The following is a 17499-nucleotide window of genomic DNA, read 5'->3' on the forward strand; positions in this document are numbered from 1 at the left end:
TTAGCTGCGCGCCTTCATGGTTGGCATGCCCAGGTTGGTTCGGCTTGCCGCGCCGCCGCTGCCGGCGGTAGGCACCGCGCAGCTCTCGGCTTGCGCTCGGTCCCATGCGTCGCCGGCTCGCGAACGACGCAGCGAATACTCCTCGAGCGTCGGATCGGAGACGAGGTGGAAGGCCGCGGCCTCGGTGATCGGCACGGTGACCAGATCGCCTGGGCGTGGCTGATCGGCGCCTTGCGGTACGGAGAAGTGCACCAGCCGCTGGTCTTGGGCGCGGCCGGCCAGGCGGTGGGTTTCCTCGGACTTGCGTCCGGACTGCTCGGTGACCATGACTTCCACGGTGCGCCCGAGCTGCTTGGCGTTTTCTTCCTTGGCGATGCGGTCCTGCAGTGCGGTGAGCCGCTCGAAGCGTTCCTGCACCACTGCCTTGGGCAACTGGTCGGGCAGCTCGGCGGCAGGGGTGCCCGGACGCTTGGAGTATTGGAAGGTGAAGGCGGTGGAGAAACGCGATGCCTCGACCACGTCGAGAGTCGCCTGGAAGTCTTCCTCGGTTTCGCCCGGGAATCCGACGATGATGTCGGTGGTGATCGCCGCCTGCGGGATGCGCGTGCGCACCTTGTCCAGGATGCCGAGGAATTTCTTCGAGCGGTAGGAGCGGCGCATGTCCTTGAGGACCTTGTCGGAGCCGGACTGCAGCGGCATGTGCAACTGCGGCATTACATTCGGGGTTTCGGCCATCGCGTCGATAACGTCGTCGGTGAAGGCGGCAGGGTGCGGGCTGGTGAAGCGCACCCGTTCCAGGCCTTCGATTTCGCCGCAGGCACGCAAGAGCTTGCCAAAGGCCAGCTTGTCGCCGAATTCGACGCCATAGGAGTTCACATTCTGTCCCAGCAAGGTCACCTCGATCGCCCCGTCGGCGACCAGCGCCTCGATTTCGGCGAGGATCTCTCCCGGGCGGCGGTCGCGTTCCTTGCCGCGCAGCGCGGGCACGATGCAGAAGGTGCAAGTGTTGTTGCAGCCAACCGAGATTGACACCCAACCGGCGTAGACCGATTCGCGGCGGGTCGGGAGCGTGGAAGGGAAGACATCCAGAGATTCGAGGATCTCCAGTTCCGCCTTTTGGTTGTGTTCGGCGCGGTCCAGCAAGGCCGGCAGCGAACCGATGTTGTGCGTGCCGAAGACGACGTCCACCCAGGGGGCCTTCTTCAGGATCGTTTCGCGGTCTTTCTGCGCGAGGCAGCCGCCAACGGCGATCTGCATTCCCGGTCGGCGGTCCTTGACGCTTTTGAGCATTCCGAGGTTGCCGTAGAGCTTGTTGTCAGCATTTTCACGGACCGCGCAGGTATTGAACACCACGACGTCCGCCGCTTCGTCGTCGTCCGCCTCAGCTTTGCGGGCAAGGCCCGCGCTTTCGAGCAGCCCGGAGAGCCGTTCGGAATCGTGCACGTTCATTTGGCAACCGTAGGTGCGTACCTCGTAGGTGCGCGATGGATTCTCGGTATCTGCTGGGGTCATCTCGTCGAACTCACTCACCCCTCAAGGTTACCCAATTCACTGGCACGCAACATCTTAGTCAAGGCTTAACCAACGATACGTGCAGACGATCGCGAAACTGCCCGACTTCAAGAATCGGCCTTTAGTTGAAGCATCAAGTCGAATAGGAGATGATCAGGCAAGCCTTCTCGAAAAGAACAAAGCGAAGAGATCCCCTTCAATGAAAGAGCTGCCAGCATGCGTTCCACGCCGATAACCATGACCGATGAGTTTGACGATGCCCTTTCGCGACTGCATTCCGGCAAGAACCTGTTTCTCACCGGAAAGGCTGGAACTGGTAAATCTACTCTCATCCGTACGTATCTCGAACAAACGCAGCGGGCTTCCCTGGTTGCCGCACCGACAGGAATTGCGGCGCTCAATGTAGAGGGCTACACAATACACCGACTTTTTGGCTTTCATTCCGGCACGACGGTTGAACAAGTCCGGTCTAGCGAATACTACCCGGGCCGTTTCGCGAAGGTTCTGAAACGCCTCGAAACTCTAATAATCGACGAGGCTTCAATGGTTCGGGCCGATTTATTCGATTGCCTCGTCGAGGCCCTAACGCGGTTCGGCCCTAAGCCTGGCCACCGTTTCGGAGGTATTCAATTAGTTTTGGTGGGCGATCTTTACCAGCTTCCGCCAGTCGTCCTAGAACCCGAATCAGAATACTTCTCCACCGTCTATGAGTCGCCATTCTTCTTTTCTGCCAATACGTTTGAAACATCTGAATTTCCGGTCGTTGAGCTCACGACTGTCTTCCGACAGCTTGGCGATGACAGGTTGGTTTCGTTATTGAACTCAGTTCGAGACGGTAGCCTCACTCCAGAATCCCAGCAAGCGCTAAATCAGCAGGTGCGTTCAGGTTTCACGCCACCGCTTGACGAGCGTTGGTTGACGCTGACCACGACAAATCGTATCGCTGGCGCCAGGAACAAGAGGATGCTCGAAAAACTAGATGCACCGCTGCATACATCCGAAGCCAAAATCACGGGTGATATTACCGGTTTCGAACCCCTCGCTGACAAAAAGTTGCAGTTCAAAGACGGCGCACAAGTCATGATGCTGACGAATGACCCGGCTGATCGTTGGGTCAACGGAACCATCGCTGAAGTAATCGCAACATCTACGACAGATGCTGGGCATGAAGTAGCGGTCAAGTTGCCAAGCGGAACGACAGCCATAGTAACTGCGCACAAATGGCACGTTACTCGTCCCGAGTTTTCCGATGGAACGATTAAACACGAATCAGTTGGATCCTTCGTGCAACTTCCATTTAAACTTTCTTGGGCTATTACGATCCACAAGTCTCAAGGTCAAACGCTAGATAAATGTGTTGTTGATTTGGCTGGTGGAACATTTGCAGACGGTCAACTATATGTTGGACTCAGCCGTTGCACGAACCTAGAAGGATTGGTTCTCACTCAGCCGATTCAGCCCAAGGATCTCAAAGTAAATCAACGTATTCGTCGCTACTTGCGGTCTAAGGGGACAGAAATCCACTCCACGGGCACGGCATACGTTGGAGTTTGCACAGTTGGCGAGCCTTCACGACTATCTAGACCTAGACCGGTTGAAATAGCGATTATTACTGATGCCGGAGAAGAAATAAGTACACTCATCAACCCTGAACGCGATTTGGGGACCGCTTGGACAGATTATGACATCGCCGCTTCAGAAATACTGCTGGCACCCAGACTTCATGAAGCGTGGAATGCCCTATCGCCCTTCCTCGCGGGTAGAACCCCCGTTGGTTTCAATATCGACTCAACCCTGTACGACATCGATTATGAACTCAAACGTGGGGGTCATCTGGCAGAGATTCCACTGGGCAATGACGCGCAAGATCTGCGTAAGACTCAACTTCTTCAGGAATTTTATGGGCGAACCGCGATAGGCCAAGCACGTGCCGCAAGAGATTCAGACCTACAGAATACGCATAGGACCTCTCATGACGTATTCCCTGATTCAACGGGAGAGCCGGGCTATTTAATGCCACGGGCAGGTTCTTCCGAAGTTGTCGAATTCCTTGTCGCAAGCGACGAACAACTTGAATACTCGTTGGCTAATTTTTTAGCGAGTAAAGCTACGGTTGCAGTCCACGAAGCTTCAAGTGCGGCGGTGCTTGCCGGTGTCGACAAAATAGCTGGTAGTGCGTTAATGCAGGACTCACAGAAATTGATGAAACCGATCCATGAAATCGCTGTGGCTGGCGCTGGCATCTGCTTTACCGGCAGCGCCAGAGACTTACAGGGTAAGCCAATCTCAAGGACTGCACTAGAGGATATCGCCGTTGCACATGGAATGGTGCCGCAAGCAAATGTAACGAAGTCGAAATGTCGAATGCTCGTGTCAGCTGAAACAGGAACTCAATCTGGAAAGGCCAAAAGCGCGCAAAAATTCGGTATCCCAATTTTTTCCGTTGATCAATATCTGCATCATGTCTCCGGGACAATGAGCGAATCCACGGACGGAGCAGTAGAATCGCGGACTGTTCGGATCCGTCCCGTACCTGTCCCCATGCGTCAGCAAACAGATTGTGCTCCCGAATTCCACGATGACCCTGACATCGTCACGGAAATTGAGCAAAACTCCTTGCACGAAAGCGCTGCAGTGTTTGCTTCCCATACGACGCCTCTGGTCGATAATTTTCAAGGATCGACAATACGTTCCACCGGCTTGGATTCAGATCAGGCTAACTACGACAGGGCTCGCGCTGAGTCAGCGCAGAAGCAGCCCTACTCGATGACAGCCGCCAGGACTCCAATGTTGAAAAAGTCCAAATGCTTTCACTTAGTCATGCTCTCGCTCACGCTCGGCCTTCTCATTATTCTTCCGCTGTGCTTCGCCGGATTTGCCGTGGCTTTTCCAAAAGCAGACTCAATATTATTCGCGTCATTCGGCGTCTCCGCCCTTGCCGGCGTTGTCAGCCTCATATTTTGGATTGTGGTGTCAATCAATCGGATGCTGAAAAGGAACCATCAGCAATGAGATAGCTTCACCGAATTTCGCCGACTAAATGCAGCAAGGCTAGGGATTAGATAACCACGCTATGGTCGTTGTTCGGTATTCAAGATTGCCATGGACTAAGTCCATGGCTGATAAACGTGAACCCGCGAACTACTTCTCGCCGTAGCGCTCTTCCCATTCTTCGCGCGCCACCTTGAAGGCCATCGAGCCGTGATAGCCCTTGCGCCCGAGCATTCCCACCAGCCGGCGCAGCGCCTTGTCGCGGTCCAGGCCCATGGAGGCCGGGCGGAGTTTGGCGCGCACCAGTTCGCGGGCGCGCGCTTCCTCGGTTTCGTCGTCGATCTGCTCCAGCGCTTCGGCGGCGACCTCGTCTTCGATGCCTTTGCTGCGCAGCTCGTGGCGGATGGCGCCTCGGGCGAGGCCGCGGGAACGGGCCCGGGCGACGACCCAGGATTTCGCGAAGCGCTCGTCATCGACCAGGTTCAGTTCAGCATAGCGTTCGAGGACCTCGTCGGCGATGTCTTCGGGGCATTCCTTTTCCAGCAGCTTGTCTTTGAGCTGTTTGCTGGTTTTGTCGCTCGCGGTGAGCTGCCGCAAGATGATGCCTCGGGCTTTTTCCTGCCACTGGTCATCGCTGAGCTCTTCCGGTTCGCCCGATTCGCGTGCTGCACGGCGTTCGGCTCTGGCCTGCCGGCGTTCTTTTTTGCTAGGGCTTTCGGCTGCCGGGGCGTTATTGGCAAGGATATTGTCCATCGCGGCGCGAAGCTCATCGACGGTTTGCGGTTTCGCCGGTTCGGCGGTGCCCTGCAGTATTTGCGTTCGCTGGCTGGACTTGGCGGGGCGTGCGGCGCGCTTGGGCGCAGGTTCTTTTAGCTCTTCCAGCTCTTGCTCGGTGGGCTTGGCCCAATCCGGCATTTGGTCGAAGTCGCCCTGAAACTGCGCGGAGACGGACGTAGCGTCCGACCCGGATCTCGATCCGGGTCGGACGCTACGTTTCTGAAAGCCTGAGGCCACTACTTATCGCCCTCGACGATTCGCAGGTCGGCCTCTCCTTCTTCTCCGGTGTCAAGGATGCCCAGCTTGGTCAGGATCTGGCGTTCCAGCTCGTTGGCCAGATCTGGGTTGTCACGCAGGAAGCGGCGTGCGTTTTCCTTGCCCTGGCCCAGCTGGTCACCGTCGTAGGTGAACCAGGCACCGGACTTCTTGACCATGCCGTGCTCGACGCCCATATCGATCAGGCTGCCCTCGCGGGAAATGCCATGGCCATAGAGGATGTCGAATTCGGCCTGCTTGAAGGGTGGGGCCATCTTGTTCTTGACGACCTTGCAACGGGTACGGTTGCCGACGGCGTTGGTGCCCTCCTTGAGGGTTTCAATGCGGCGGATGTCGATGCGCACCGAGGCGTAGAATTTCAGCGCCTTGCCACCGGTGGTGGTTTCCGGGCTGCCGAAGAAGACGCCGATCTTTTCACGCAGCTGGTTGATGAAGATCGCGGTGGTCTTCGAGTTTGAGAGGCGACCGGTGATCTTACGCAGCGCCTGCGACATCAAACGTGCCTGCAGGCCCACGTGGCTATCGCCCATTTCGCCTTCGATTTCGGCGCGTGGAACCAAGGCCGCCACGGAGTCGATCACGATGATGTCCAGCGCGCCGGAGCCCACCAGCATATCCATGATTTCCAGGGCCTGCTCACCGGTGTCCGGCTGGGAAACCAGCAACGCATCGGTGTCCACGCCAAGCTTCTTGGCATATTCAGGGTCCAGTGCGTGCTCGGCGTCGATGAAAGCCGCCACGCCGCCGCCGCGCTGAGCGCTGGCTACCGCGTGCAGTGCGAGGGTGGTCTTACCCGAGGATTCCGGGCCGTAGATCTCTACGACACGGCCACGAGGCAGTCCGCCTATGCCCAGCGCGACGTCCAATGCCACCGAACCGGTGGGGATGACCTCAACGGCGGCGCGGGTGGTGTCACCCAGACGCATGAGCGAGCCCTTGCCGAAAGCCTTGTCGATTTGGCCCAGAACGGACTCGAGAGCCTTTTCCCGATCATTACTTGCCATGGTTCACCTTTGGTCATGCAGGCCATCGCGCGACCTGCCAATCAATCTTTGTACTGTATCTAGACAGTATGAGCGCCAACCGACACTTTAGACCGCTTGGGCCCGAGGTGTGGACAAACTCTTCGTGCTGTTGTTTCTAGAATAACCTAATCCGAACAGATGTTCGAAATTGCGGCGCGGTGTTTCGAATATTTCGTTTCTTCGAAGACGCCGGGGGCGCCTTCGCCGCGTGCGGCTAGGCTTCCTTGGGCTCGATGTCCATGCCGAGCCAGCGCTCGGGCGGGACATCTTGCGCGCGGCAGATCGCTTCCCACACCTGCTTGGGCTTGATTCCCTTGCGTAGCGCCTGGGTGGCGTTGAGGCTGCCCAGCTCCGTCAGCGCGAGCGAGTCGGCCAGCATGTGCGAGTAGCCCGAACCGAATTCATGATCCATGTTCCGCCAGAATTCACTGTTTTTCACGAGTTGTATTCTTCCATGCATAGCACGAGGGCCCTCGCATTTGCGAAGGCCCTCGGGTCGAAAACTTAGGTCGGGGTTAAACCGATGCCAGAGGTTTGCCGTTGCGTCCATCGACGTCCATGGCGAACTCGTTGGTCAGATCCAGCGGAACGGTGTCCGGGATGACCACGCCTTCGGCCAAGGCGATGCGATCGGACACTTCACGGAGCATCAACGACAGCGGCACCTCCAACGCGGTGCAGATCGAGGAGAGCAGCTCGGAGGATGCCTCCTTCTGTCCACGCTCGACCTCGGATAAGTATCCAAGCGAAACGCGGGCGCTATGGGAAACCTCGCGCAGGGTTCGGCCCTGGCGCTGGCGAACATCGCGAAGGACGTCACCGATTTCATGTCGGAGTACTACCATTTTGTGTTCCTCCTTCTCGGGCTGGACCGAATGGGCGTCTCCCATATCGCGCCAACGGACGACACCATTGACAGTTACGGGTTGCTTCACCATGTGTATAGCCTCTACTCCTAGGTCCTTCTCGAAAGATGCTTCTTATCCGAAGAGCCAGACCTTGCGGCCCTTCAATTCGTACAACATCAAGTTATACGCTTTTGTTCCCGACACCTTACCCTAATCACAAATATGCGACATACGCCACATTTAGACGGATTATTGTGAAGATCAAGGGGAATAATAGTATCTCGCCTCTTACTGTGAAGAAGCTTTATCCAAAATGGCAGCTAGCTGATTGATTGCAGCTTGCGTGCTTCGTTCGCGAATCTGCGCCCGGTCCCCGACGAAGTGGTGGGCCACGAATCCGGAGTCCTCGCCGTGCGCCCAGCCGATGAAGACCGTGCCTACGGGTTTGCCGTCATGGGCCTGCGGCCCGGCGACGCCGGTGGCCGAAACCGCCAGGTCCGCCGCGCAGGCGCGCTGGGCCCCGACCGCCATCTGCCGGGCGACTTCGCCATCCACCGAACCGACCTCGCTCAGCAGCTGGGGATCCACGCCGAGCAGCTCGGCCTTCACCTGCGTGGAGTAGCTGATCACTCCCCCGCGCAGCACGGCCGACGCCCCGGAGATCTCGGCCAGGGTGGCGGCGATCAGTCCCGCGGTCAGCGATTCGGCCGTGGCAAGTTGCTTGCCTTGGGCGATCGCCGCGGCGATCACCGCGGCGCCGTGGTGTTCCATGAATTTGAACCTTTGCTAGTTGGCCTTGGCGGCGGCGCGCAGCTTGGCGGCCTTCCACAGGTATTCCAGCCCGGTGAGCACGGTGACCGCGACGGTGGCCAGCATCAGCACCCAGGCGGTGGTGTGCAGCCAGGAGATGGTGTGGGTGAACGGCAGCAGGTAGAGGCCGATGACTACCGCCTGCATCACGGTTTTGACCTTGCCGCCCATATTCGCGGCGATCACCCCGTAGCGGATGACCACCAGGCGCAATAGGGTGATGCCCCATTCGCGGACCAGGATCACGATGGTGACCCACCACGGCAGCTCGGTGAGGATGGAGAGCACCACCAGCGCGGAGCCGGTGAGCAGCTTGTCCGCGATGGGGTCCGCGATCTTGCCGAAGTTGGTGACCAGCCCGCGGCTGCGGGCCAGGTCCCCGTCGAGCTTGTCGGTGTACATGGCCACCACGAACAGCCCCAGCGCCACCCAGCGCCAGAGCCCCTGCTCCCGGTCGTCGGCCAGCAGGGCCCAGACGAAGAAGGGCACCATCAGGATGCGGATGCTGGTCAGCACGTTGGCGATATTCAGGTTCGGGACCGGGGCGTGCGCCGGTGAGTCCTCCGGCTGCGGGGCGTGCGCGCTCATGGCTTTAGTTTCTTCCTGTCAGGTCCCAGGCGTCCTCGCCCGGTTCGTCGGCTTCGTCGTAGTACTCGGTGGCCGTCTCGCGCTTGGCGAGGTCTTCGGCGACCAGGTCCACCGGCTCGGCATGGTTCACGTTGGCCTCGTCGACCAGGGCCTGCTCGGCGGCGCTGGCCTGGTGGGCGGCGCCGTCATCCCCGCGCATGGCGGCCAGCACCATCGGCAGGTCATCTGGCTGGATCAGCACATCTCGGGCCTTGGAGCCCTCCGAGGGGCCGACCACTCCGCGCGATTCCATCAGGTCCATCAGCCGTCCGGCCTTGGCGAAGCCGACGCGCAGCTTGCGCTGCAGCATCGAGGTGGAGCCGAACTGGCTGGTGACCACCAGCTCGGTGGCCGCCAGCAAGAGCTCCAGATCGTCGCCGATGTCCTCGTCGATCTGCTTCTTCTTCTCGGCCACCGGGGTGACGTCGTCGCGGTATTCGGGCGTCAGCTGCCCCTTCACGTGGGTGACCACGCGCTGGATCTCGGATTCGGTGACCCAGGCGCCCTGCACGCGCATCGGCTTGGAGGTGCCCATGGGCAGGAAGAGCGCGTCGCCCTGGCCCAGCAGCTTCTCCGCTCCGGGCTGGTCGAGCACCACGCGGGAGTCGGTGACCGAGGAGGTGGCGAAGGCCATGCGCGAGGGCACGTTGGCCTTGATCAACCCGGTGACCACGTCCACGGACGGGCGCTGGGTGGCCAGGACCAGGTGGATGCCGGCGGCGCGGGCCAGCTGGGTGATGCGCACAATCGAGTCCTCGACGTCGCGCGGGGCGACCATCATCAAATCGGCGAGCTCGTCGACGATCACCAAGAGGTACGGGTAGGGCTTCATCACGCGCTTGGAGCCCTCGGGCGGGATCACCTTGCCGGCGCGCACGCCCTTGTTGAAGTCGTCGATGTGCTTGTAGCCGAAGTTCGCCAGGTCGTCGTAGCGGGTGTCCATTTCGCGGACCACCCACTGCAGCGCCTCGGCGGCCTTCTTCGGGTTGGTGATGATCGGGGTGATCAGGTGCGGCACGCCCTCATAGGCGGTGAGCTCCACCCGCTTGGGGTCGACCATCACCATGCGCACCTCATCCGGGGTGGAGCGCATCAGGATGGAGGTGATCATCGAGTTCACGAAGGAGGACTTGCCGGCGCCGGTGGCACCGGCGACCAACAGGTGCGGCATCTTGGCCAGGTTCGCCACGACGAAGCCGCCCTCGACGTCCTTGCCCACGCCCATCACCATCGGGTGCTCGGTCTTGCGCGCGTTATTCGAGCGCAGCACATCGCCCAGGGCGACGATTTCCTTATCGGTGTTCGGGATCTCGATGCCGATGGCGGACTTGCCGGGGATCGGCGAAAGGATGCGCACATCCGAGGAGGCCACCGCGTAGGAGATGTTCTTGGACAGCGCGGTGACCTTTTCCACCTTGGTGCCCGGGGACAGCTCGATCTCGTAGCGGGTCACCGTGGGACCGCGGGAGAAGCCGGTGACGTGGGCCTCCACCTTGAACTGCTGCAGCGTATTGGTCAGCGCCGCGACGATGGCCTCGTTGGCCTCGGAGGCTTCCTTGGCCGGTGGGCCGGCGGGCAGGAAATCGTCCTGCGGCAGCGTGTAGGTGACATCTCCGGAAAGCTGGAGCTGTTCGGTGCGCTGCGGGATGGGGGCCAGCGCCGGGGCCGGGCGGGTGTGGTTGACCGCGACGGTCGGGATCGCGTCGGTCTCCGGTTCCGGCTCGGCATTGCCCAGGCCCACCTGGTCCATGATCGCGGCCATCTCGGTCTCGGCCTTGGTGGGGCGCTTGACTCCGGGCGGCGGTCCGGCGGGCGCCGCCGGCTTGGCCTCGGCGGCGGGCCGGGAGATCGCCTCGGTGGCGGTGGAATCCGCGTCATAGACGTCGGTGACCGGCAGCGCGTTGGTGGCCGGTTCGTTCGGTTCGATCACCGCCTTGTCGTAGGCGACGTCGCCGGTGCGCTCGTCGCCGGTCTCGCCGTCCACGTTGTAGACCTCGGAGACGCGCTTGGCCTCGGCCCGGCGTTCGAAGAAGTTCTTCTTCTTGGGTTTCGGAGCCGGCGCTTCCTGCTCCGCGTCCGCGTAGAGGTAGGACTGGTCGTGCGACTCGGAGTTCGGATCGAGCACCGGGGCCTGCGCCACGGTCGGCGCGCTGCGCTCGCGGTGCGGATCCTGGCCGAGCAGCCGGTTATAGCCGATGCGCACCCGCGAAGCGATCTGCAGCGGCGGGGTGGCGGTGACGACCAGCAGCGAGAGCACGAGGAAGAAGATGTGCACGGCCATCGCGCCGGGAACCGAGATCAGCAGGCCCAGCGGGGTGCCCAGGATCGAGCCGACCATGCCGCCGGCGGCCCAGAGCGCCGCGAAGTCGTCGGTGACCGCGGGCGAACCATTGGCCAGGGCGGCCAAGGAGGATCCGGCCATGGTCATCATGAACAGCCCGATGCCGATCCGGTTATTGGCCGAATCCGCTTCCGGGTGGCGGAAGAGGCGGAAGGCACCGATGACCAAAACCACCGGCAGCAGCACCGCCATGAACCCCAGCGAGCCGCCGGCCACCGAGTGCACTCCGCGGCCGAACCAGCCCACGTCGCGCAGCCCCCACCATTCGACGATGGCGACGGTGATCGCGATCAGCGTCAGGAACAGCCCGGTTCCGTCGCGGCGCAGCTCGAAGTCGGGCCGGACGGTGGCGCCGATCCGGCGGAAGGCGCCGCCGAAGATCCGGGCGATGCCCATCCACATGCTGCGAATTGCGCGCAGCGGAAGAGCGAGATCCTGTTCCGGGTTCTCGGGAGTTTTTTTGGCAGGCGAAGCGCCCGACGTCCGCGGTTTGCGCGTCGTCGGCTTCTTCGCCCCCTGCGACTGGGTGCGTGAGGCCATAGTTCTAGGGTATCTCCACCTACCGGATACCGGCCGAATTTACACGTCTCGACGGGGTTTGGCGCCAGCTAGATACTCATCACGTGGAATTGCTCCGGGGTCGAACCTAAATGTCGGTGGGCACCGAGATACTTTGTTCATGGCTGATCTTGTTGAGAGCAAGCAATCCACGGCACTGCTTGAACGACGCCCGCGTGCCGCCTCGATTCCGTGCGTGCCGACATCGGATCATGTCGCGTCGGCATTCCATGCGGCTTTTATTGCGTGGACGACGCCCGAAATCGCCGGCAGCGCAGAGCATATCTACTGGATGATCGCCATTCGCGACGAGCATCAGCGCGTGTCCACGCACCAGGGGCAGTCCAGTTCGCCGCGGCCATTGGTCGAAATCATCGAGCACTTCGAGCAGCTGCTAGCGCAGCACAAATCCAGTACCTGGGTTTCGATTCCGAAGAGGCATTGGTACCTGCCCAGATATCTCCAAGAGGCCGGATTCGCAGTGACGCGAGGATTGAACGACGTGAATCAAGCATCCGGCGTGGTGCATCGGGAAGTGGAGCTCGCGAAGCAGCATCAGACCAGCGCCGCGATCCAGGCAGGAAGCGTCTTGGACAAGCCGATGGCCATTCCCCCTCGGGGACACCATCCCCAACACGATCCGGCGCCTCAGCAGTGGCAACCGGAGTATTGGGATCTCGCTTCACAAACGCCATCGCACATCGCCCTGGCGGTCGATGCCTCAACCGATCCCACCGGCGCTTGTGCCGTCGCACTGCTCAGCGAACACGGGGACGCGATCCTCTACGCCGGGGAATCCTTCGACACGATCAGCATGCTCGAATTTGCTGCGCTGGTCGTGGCGCTGGAATACCTCGCGACCACCGGACCGGCCAGCGCAACGATCCATACCGATTCTGCCGATGCCTATCGTGTAGCCCAGGCGCTGGCCCTTGATGGCCGGTGCGCGACCGGCTATTGCGGCATCAGCGAGGACTCCAAGCACCGGTTCTCCTGCAGGCATGGAACTCCACCGAATCGCAGGTTGCCTTTGAACTGGTCAAAGGGCACAGCGGAGAAAAGCTGAATGAAGGAGCGGATCAACTGGCGTGGGCCGGTCGGGCGGCTTCTAAACGTCCGCGCGAACAGGTCGAAGCAGCGCTGATGTCCCGGATTGCAGAGATTCGCCAAGCATTCGCCAGCCCTCGGGACTGAGCCGGAAGTTGCCTACCTGCCTCGGGGCTGGAACCGGCGGATTCCGCCGCGGTGCTAGCGCACCGCCGCCGTGGACTGCGGCTCGGAATGCTCATCGGCCATGCTGAAGACCAGCTGCAGGGCGCCGCGCACGGAAAAGGGTTCGACGTGGATCCCGTACACCCGCAGCAGCAGCTCGGGGGTAAGCACCTCCTCGGGAGTGCCGCTGGCCACCGCCTGGCCGTTTTCGAGCATAACCAGCTTGGTGCAATAGCGGGCGGCCAGGTTCAGGTCGTGCAGCACGACCACGGTGGTGACCCCCAGCTGCCCGACCATGCGCAGCAGCTCATGCTGGTAGCGGATGTCCAGGTGATTGGTCGGCTCGTCCAGCAGCAGGTGGTCCGCCTGCTGGGCCAGCGTGCGGGCCACCAGCACGCGCTGCTTTTCCCCGCCCGAGAGCGTGGCGTAGCGGCGGTCGGCCAGATCCCGTGCCCCGACCCGGCTCAGCGCCGCGGCCACCGCCTGGTGGTCCTCGCGGGTGAAGGCCGCCAACGCCTTGCGGTGCGGGGCGCGGCCGAGCAGCACCATGTCGGCGACGGTCACCGGCAGGTCGGTAGGCGTCTCCTGCGCGACCACGGCCACCCGGCGGGCCAGCTCGGTGCCGCGCAGCTCTTCGAGGGGCTGCGCGTCCAGGGTGACCAGCCCGGCGCGCGGGCGCAGCGCCGCATACAGGGTGCGCAGGAAGGTAGACTTGCCGCTGCCGTTCGGGCCGATCAGCCCGACGACCTCGCCTTGCCCGGCATGCAGGCCGACGGATTTCACTACCAGTTTGCCGCCGTAGCCCACGGATACATCGGTGGCTGTGATCATGCTTTATGCCCCTTCGGGTGATTGGTTGTCATTGGGTCGGGTTCAGCTTGCGCACCAGCACGAAGAGCAGCGGGGCGCCAAGCAGGGCGGTGACGATGCCCAGCGGCAGCTCCTGCGGGGCCATGGAAGTGCGGGCGAGCACGTCGGCCCAGACCAGGAAGATCGCGCCGAGCAGGGCGGCCACAGGAAGCAGCTTGCGGTGCGTGGAGCCCACGCACAGCCGGGCGATATGCGGGATGATCAGCCCGACGAATCCGATGCCGCCGGAGGCCGCGACCAGCGCGCCCACGCACAGCGCGGTCACCACCATCACCGCCGCGCGCAGCTTCGCCGGGGAGATCCCCAGCGTCTGCGCGGTGGAATCGCCGATGGCCAGCGCATCCAGCGGGCGGGACCAGAGCAGCAGCAGCACCAAGGTGCCCAGCACCACCGCCCAGGTGAGCAGCGCGGACTGGACGGTGGCCTGGCCCAGCGAGCCGAGCGTCCAGAAGAGCACCGAGCGGCCCGCATTCGGGTCATCGGAGGCGAAGATCAGCAGCGAGGTCAGCGCGTGCAGCACGTAGCCCACGGACACCCCGGCGAGCACCAGCCGGGTGGAGGTCATCTGCGAGCCGACCCGGGCCAGCAGGAATACCGCAATCCCGGCGGCCAGCGCCCCAGCGAAGGCGCTGCCGGCCAGCGAAGCCGAGCCGATGCCGGCCGCGCTCCCGAAGAGGATCGAGGCCGCCGACAGCGTGGACGCCCCGGAAGTCACCCCCAGCAGGTAGGGTTCGGCCAGGATATTTCGGGTCAAGGCCTGCAGGGCCACCCCGGCCAGCGCAAGCCCGGCGCCGACGGCCGCGCCCAGCAGCACGCGGGGCCCGCGCAGCAGCAGCACGATGGATTCCTCGGAGTCGGTCCAGGCGCCTATCATTTGGCCGCCGGTCAGATGCTGGCGCAGGATCTGGATCACGGTGCCCGCCTCGATGGCCACCGGCCCGAGGCCCACGGCCACCGGCAGGGTAATCAGCAGCGCGCCGAGCAGCCCGGCGATCCACAGCCAGGTGTGCCGGGTGCGTTTGCCGTGCTCCAGGTCGTCTCCGGTGAACACCAGCGGCGCCGCCGGTGGTGTTGCGCCGCGCGGTTCGCCCAGCGCGGGATCCAGTTGGGTCATGGCTGCCTTTCCATCGATTCGTCATTCGTTGCGGTGCGCAGCGTCAGCGCGGCAATCAGGGCAAGCAGGGTGAACCCGCCGAGCACTGCGGCCGCGGCCAGATACCCCGCCGTACCCAGCGCCGCCCCGGCGGCACCCGCGCCGAGGAACAAGCCCAGGGACATGCCGGCGGCGTTCAGGCTCAGCGCGGTGCCACGCACTTCGGCGCAGCGGCGCACCAGCAGAGTCATCACCGCGGCGGAGACCACCGCGTGGCTGGCCGAGAGCACCGAGGTGCACAGCATCGCCAGCGGCAGCACCGGGGAAAGGTACACCCCGAGCAGGGCCAGCAGCGCCGCGGCCAAGGCGATGCCCATCACCGCCCGGGTGCGCCGCTCGGAGTCCTCGGCGTTCAGCATCCGTCCGGCCAGCAGATGCCCGAGGAAAAAGGATCCTCCGCTCAGCGACCAGACGAAGGCGAACCAGCCGGTGGATAGCTGGAATTTGTCTGCATACAGCGGGGCGAGGAAGGCCAGGTGCCCCATGAGCGCGCCGGCCCGCCCGAAGGAGACCAGCAGCAGGGCGCGTGCCCCGGGGATGGCGGCCAATGAGCGGAAGGCGGCCAGGTAGCCCAACCGCGGGGCCGGTTGGGCCGGTTGCCCCGCCACGGATTCCATCCGGCCGTAGCGCAGCAGTGCGGGCACCAGCGCAAAGGAGGCGATGGCGATGGCTACGAGGTTCCCCTGCCAGCCCCACCACAGCGCCGGCAGCACCAGCAGCGGTGCGCCCACCGTGGAGGCCAGGGTCTGGGCGGTCATCACCAGGGTGGCGGCGCGGCCCGCGGTGGGAGTATTCCCGAAGCGGTCCGCCGCGGCGGTGGACAGCGCCGGGTAGAGCAGCGCGTTGGATATGCCGGTGACCAGGCAGAAGGCGGCCAGCGCGGCGAGCCCGGAATAGGTCCCGAGCACCGCGGCGATCCCCAGCAGCGCCAGCGCGGCGGCGGCCACCCGTCCCGGGGCGATGCGCCCGATCAGCGGGGCCAGCGCAACGCCGGTGAGCACCGCGCCGACGCCGGCCAGCCCGCGCAGCGAGCCGACCTCGGCATAGCCGGCCCCGGCCCAGTCGGCGATCGGCACGAGGAAGGTGGAGAGCACGGTGAAGGGCAGCAGGCCCACGGCCGAGGCCAGCAGGGCGGGCCAGATCTCGGCGATGATCTTCCGCTCGCCGGGCAGCTTGCCGGTGGTGTCCAGGTCGGCCCGGCTCATGCGGCGCTTCCGATCCCGGCGCGGATCATGCCCAGTTCTTCGCCGAAGTCCTGCACGGCGAAGGCCGCGGAGCGCGGCTGGGTGCCCAGTGCATGCGCCGCCTGCGTCAGCGCGCTCTCGTAGGCGGCCAGCAGGCGGTCGATCGTCGGGCAGGGCACCGCCAAGTGCCGGGCGAGGCCCTGGATGATCTTGGTGCGGTAGTAGTCTTCCCTCGGCATCCGCGGCACGTCCCAGCGGCCTGCGTCGTTGCGGAAGATCGGCCGAATGGGAATGGCGGAGAAGTCGAAGTAGCGCCCGTGGGCATCCGGTTCGGAGAAGGGGTCCACGAGCAGCGAGGCGTAGCGCACGTAGACGAGGTACTCCTGGTGGATGGCCGGCAGCTGCTCGAATGCCGCCACCTGCTCCGGGTCGATGCTCTGCGGGTGGACCGGGTAGCCGTCCTGGAGCATGAAGGCCAGCAGGTTGACTCCCTTCCCGCCCAGCGCGGCGATGATGGCCGAAAGCTCGCGCCACTGCTGGACCATGGCGTGGATCATGGATGGGGTGACCGGCCCCTCTGGGTAGAGCTTGTAGACGTACTGCGTCGGCGGCTTCGCGGCGAACACGGCGCGCAGCGTGACCTCGTTCATGAACAGCGCCGGATGCACGTACAGCGAAATATTCCGCGCCTCGGCTTCGGCTGGCAGGCCGAGCAGCGCCAGCTCGGTGCCCGCCGCCTCATGCACGGCGCGCAGCCGTTCCAGTCCCGGCGAGCTGCCGCGATTCGATGCGGCGTAGATGCGGGCCTTGGCTCCGGCGGTCAATACCGCGGCGCCCGGGTGTCCCTGCGGCCAGCGGGTGTCGCCCAGGTAGCTGGAGAAGCTGATCACCTCCGGGTCCGCGCCCCGGGCGTTGGCGTATTCGCGCACCAGTGCCCCGGAGCCCAAGGTGGGCGAGAGCAGGACGATGCGTTCGAACCCGGCCAGCACCTCACCGGCCAGTTGGCGCAGCACCGGGAGGTAGGCATCCGCAGTGACCGCCAGGAGCAGCGTGTCCCATTCCCCGGCCACCGATCCGTACCCGTGGAAGACGTGTTCGATCTCCGCTTCCCCGGCCAGTGCCGCGTGGGCGAGGTTCTGCACCTCGGCGCGCACGGTGCCCGCAGTTGTCTCCAGCGCGGCGAAGAATGCCGCCGCGCGCTGCGATTCGCGGCCCGCAAGGCCCAGGGTCCCGGGGAGCCGCCCGAGCAGCACCGCGCTTTGCACGGCCACCGGACCGGTCCCGGCGATGAGGATATTTCCCAATTCGTCCATCT

Annotated in this window: 14 protein-coding genes; 2 read left to right on the forward strand and 12 right to left on the reverse strand. The window is 63.3% G+C overall.

The window, feature by feature from the left end:
* Entirely contained in the window at positions 1-1512 is a 1512-nt protein-coding gene (miaB, locus tag CQ019_RS14140; protein ID WP_105569975.1) for a tRNA (N6-isopentenyl adenosine(37)-C2)-methylthiotransferase MiaB, read from the reverse strand.
* A 216-nt stretch (positions 1513-1728) separates the two neighbouring features.
* Here miaB and CQ019_RS14145 point away from each other — a divergent pair, with 216 nt between their 5' ends.
* Positions 1729-4524, forward strand: a complete 2796-nt coding sequence (locus tag CQ019_RS14145; protein ID WP_105569976.1) for an AAA family ATPase — start codon at positions 1729-1731, stop codon at positions 4522-4524.
* Positions 4525-4653: 129 nt separating this feature from the next.
* Here the strand turns inward: CQ019_RS14145 and CQ019_RS14150 are convergent, their stop codons facing one another.
* The 7 genes from CQ019_RS14150 to CQ019_RS14180 form a co-directional block, all read right to left on the reverse strand.
* A complete protein-coding gene (locus CQ019_RS14150; RefSeq protein WP_105569977.1) occupies positions 4654-5418 on the reverse strand; it encodes a regulatory protein RecX in 765 nt (254 codons plus the stop codon).
* 98 nt (positions 5419-5516) lie between these two features.
* Positions 5517-6560 (reverse strand): recombinase RecA, encoded by a 1044-nt coding sequence (gene recA / locus CQ019_RS14155; RefSeq protein WP_105554688.1) that lies wholly within the window; start codon positions 6558-6560, stop codon positions 5517-5519.
* A 235-nt stretch (positions 6561-6795) separates the two neighbouring features.
* Positions 6796-7020, reverse strand: coding sequence for a DUF3046 domain-containing protein (locus CQ019_RS14160; RefSeq protein WP_096288099.1), 225 nt, complete (start codon positions 7018-7020; stop codon positions 6796-6798).
* Between the two features lie 76 nt (positions 7021-7096).
* Positions 7097-7519 (reverse strand): helix-turn-helix domain-containing protein, encoded by a 423-nt coding sequence (locus CQ019_RS14165; RefSeq protein WP_105554689.1) that lies wholly within the window; start codon positions 7517-7519, stop codon positions 7097-7099.
* Between the two features lie 198 nt (positions 7520-7717).
* Entirely contained in the window at positions 7718-8200 is a 483-nt protein-coding gene (locus CQ019_RS14170; protein ID WP_105569978.1) for a CinA family protein, read from the reverse strand.
* A 15-nt stretch (positions 8201-8215) separates the two neighbouring features.
* Complete coding sequence (gene pgsA, locus CQ019_RS14175; RefSeq protein ID WP_105554691.1) at positions 8216-8827, reverse strand: CDP-diacylglycerol--glycerol-3-phosphate 3-phosphatidyltransferase; 612 nt, start codon at positions 8825-8827, stop codon at positions 8216-8218.
* A 4-nt stretch (positions 8828-8831) separates the two neighbouring features.
* On the reverse strand, positions 8832-11747 hold the full coding sequence (locus tag CQ019_RS14180) for a DNA translocase FtsK (RefSeq protein ID WP_105569979.1): 2916 nt from the start codon (positions 11745-11747) through the stop codon (positions 8832-8834).
* 139 nt (positions 11748-11886) lie between these two features.
* On the opposite strand from CQ019_RS14180, the gene CQ019_RS14185 reads away from it, so the two are divergent.
* Positions 11887-12831, forward strand: coding sequence for a hypothetical protein (locus CQ019_RS14185; protein WP_105569980.1), 945 nt, complete (start codon positions 11887-11889; stop codon positions 12829-12831).
* A gap of 182 nt (positions 12832-13013) precedes the next feature.
* Here CQ019_RS14185 and CQ019_RS14190 read toward each other — a convergent pair whose 3' ends face one another.
* From CQ019_RS14190 to CQ019_RS14205, 4 genes are read right to left on the reverse strand one after another with little or no spacing between them, the layout of a single operon-like run.
* Positions 13014-13808, reverse strand: a complete 795-nt coding sequence (locus CQ019_RS14190; protein WP_105569981.1) for an ABC transporter ATP-binding protein — start codon at positions 13806-13808, stop codon at positions 13014-13016.
* Between the two features lie 28 nt (positions 13809-13836).
* Positions 13837-14961, reverse strand: coding sequence for an iron ABC transporter permease (locus CQ019_RS14195; RefSeq protein ID WP_105554695.1), 1125 nt, complete (start codon positions 14959-14961; stop codon positions 13837-13839).
* The gene (locus CQ019_RS14200) at positions 14958-16205 is read right to left on the reverse strand and encodes an MFS transporter (protein WP_105569982.1); all 1248 of its coding nucleotides are present in this window, start codon (positions 16203-16205) and stop codon (positions 14958-14960) included. Before CQ019_RS14200 ends, CQ019_RS14195 begins: the two co-directional genes overlap by 4 nt.
* Entirely contained in the window at positions 16202-17497 is a 1296-nt protein-coding gene (locus CQ019_RS14205; RefSeq protein WP_105569983.1) for an opine metallophore biosynthesis dehydrogenase, read from the reverse strand. Before CQ019_RS14205 ends, CQ019_RS14200 begins: the two co-directional genes overlap by 4 nt.
* Between the last annotated feature and the right edge of the window lie 2 nt (positions 17498-17499).

It is taken from the genome of Arthrobacter sp. MYb229 (genome assembly GCF_002975405.1).
Classification (GTDB): Bacteria; Actinomycetota; Actinomycetes; order Actinomycetales; family Micrococcaceae; genus Glutamicibacter.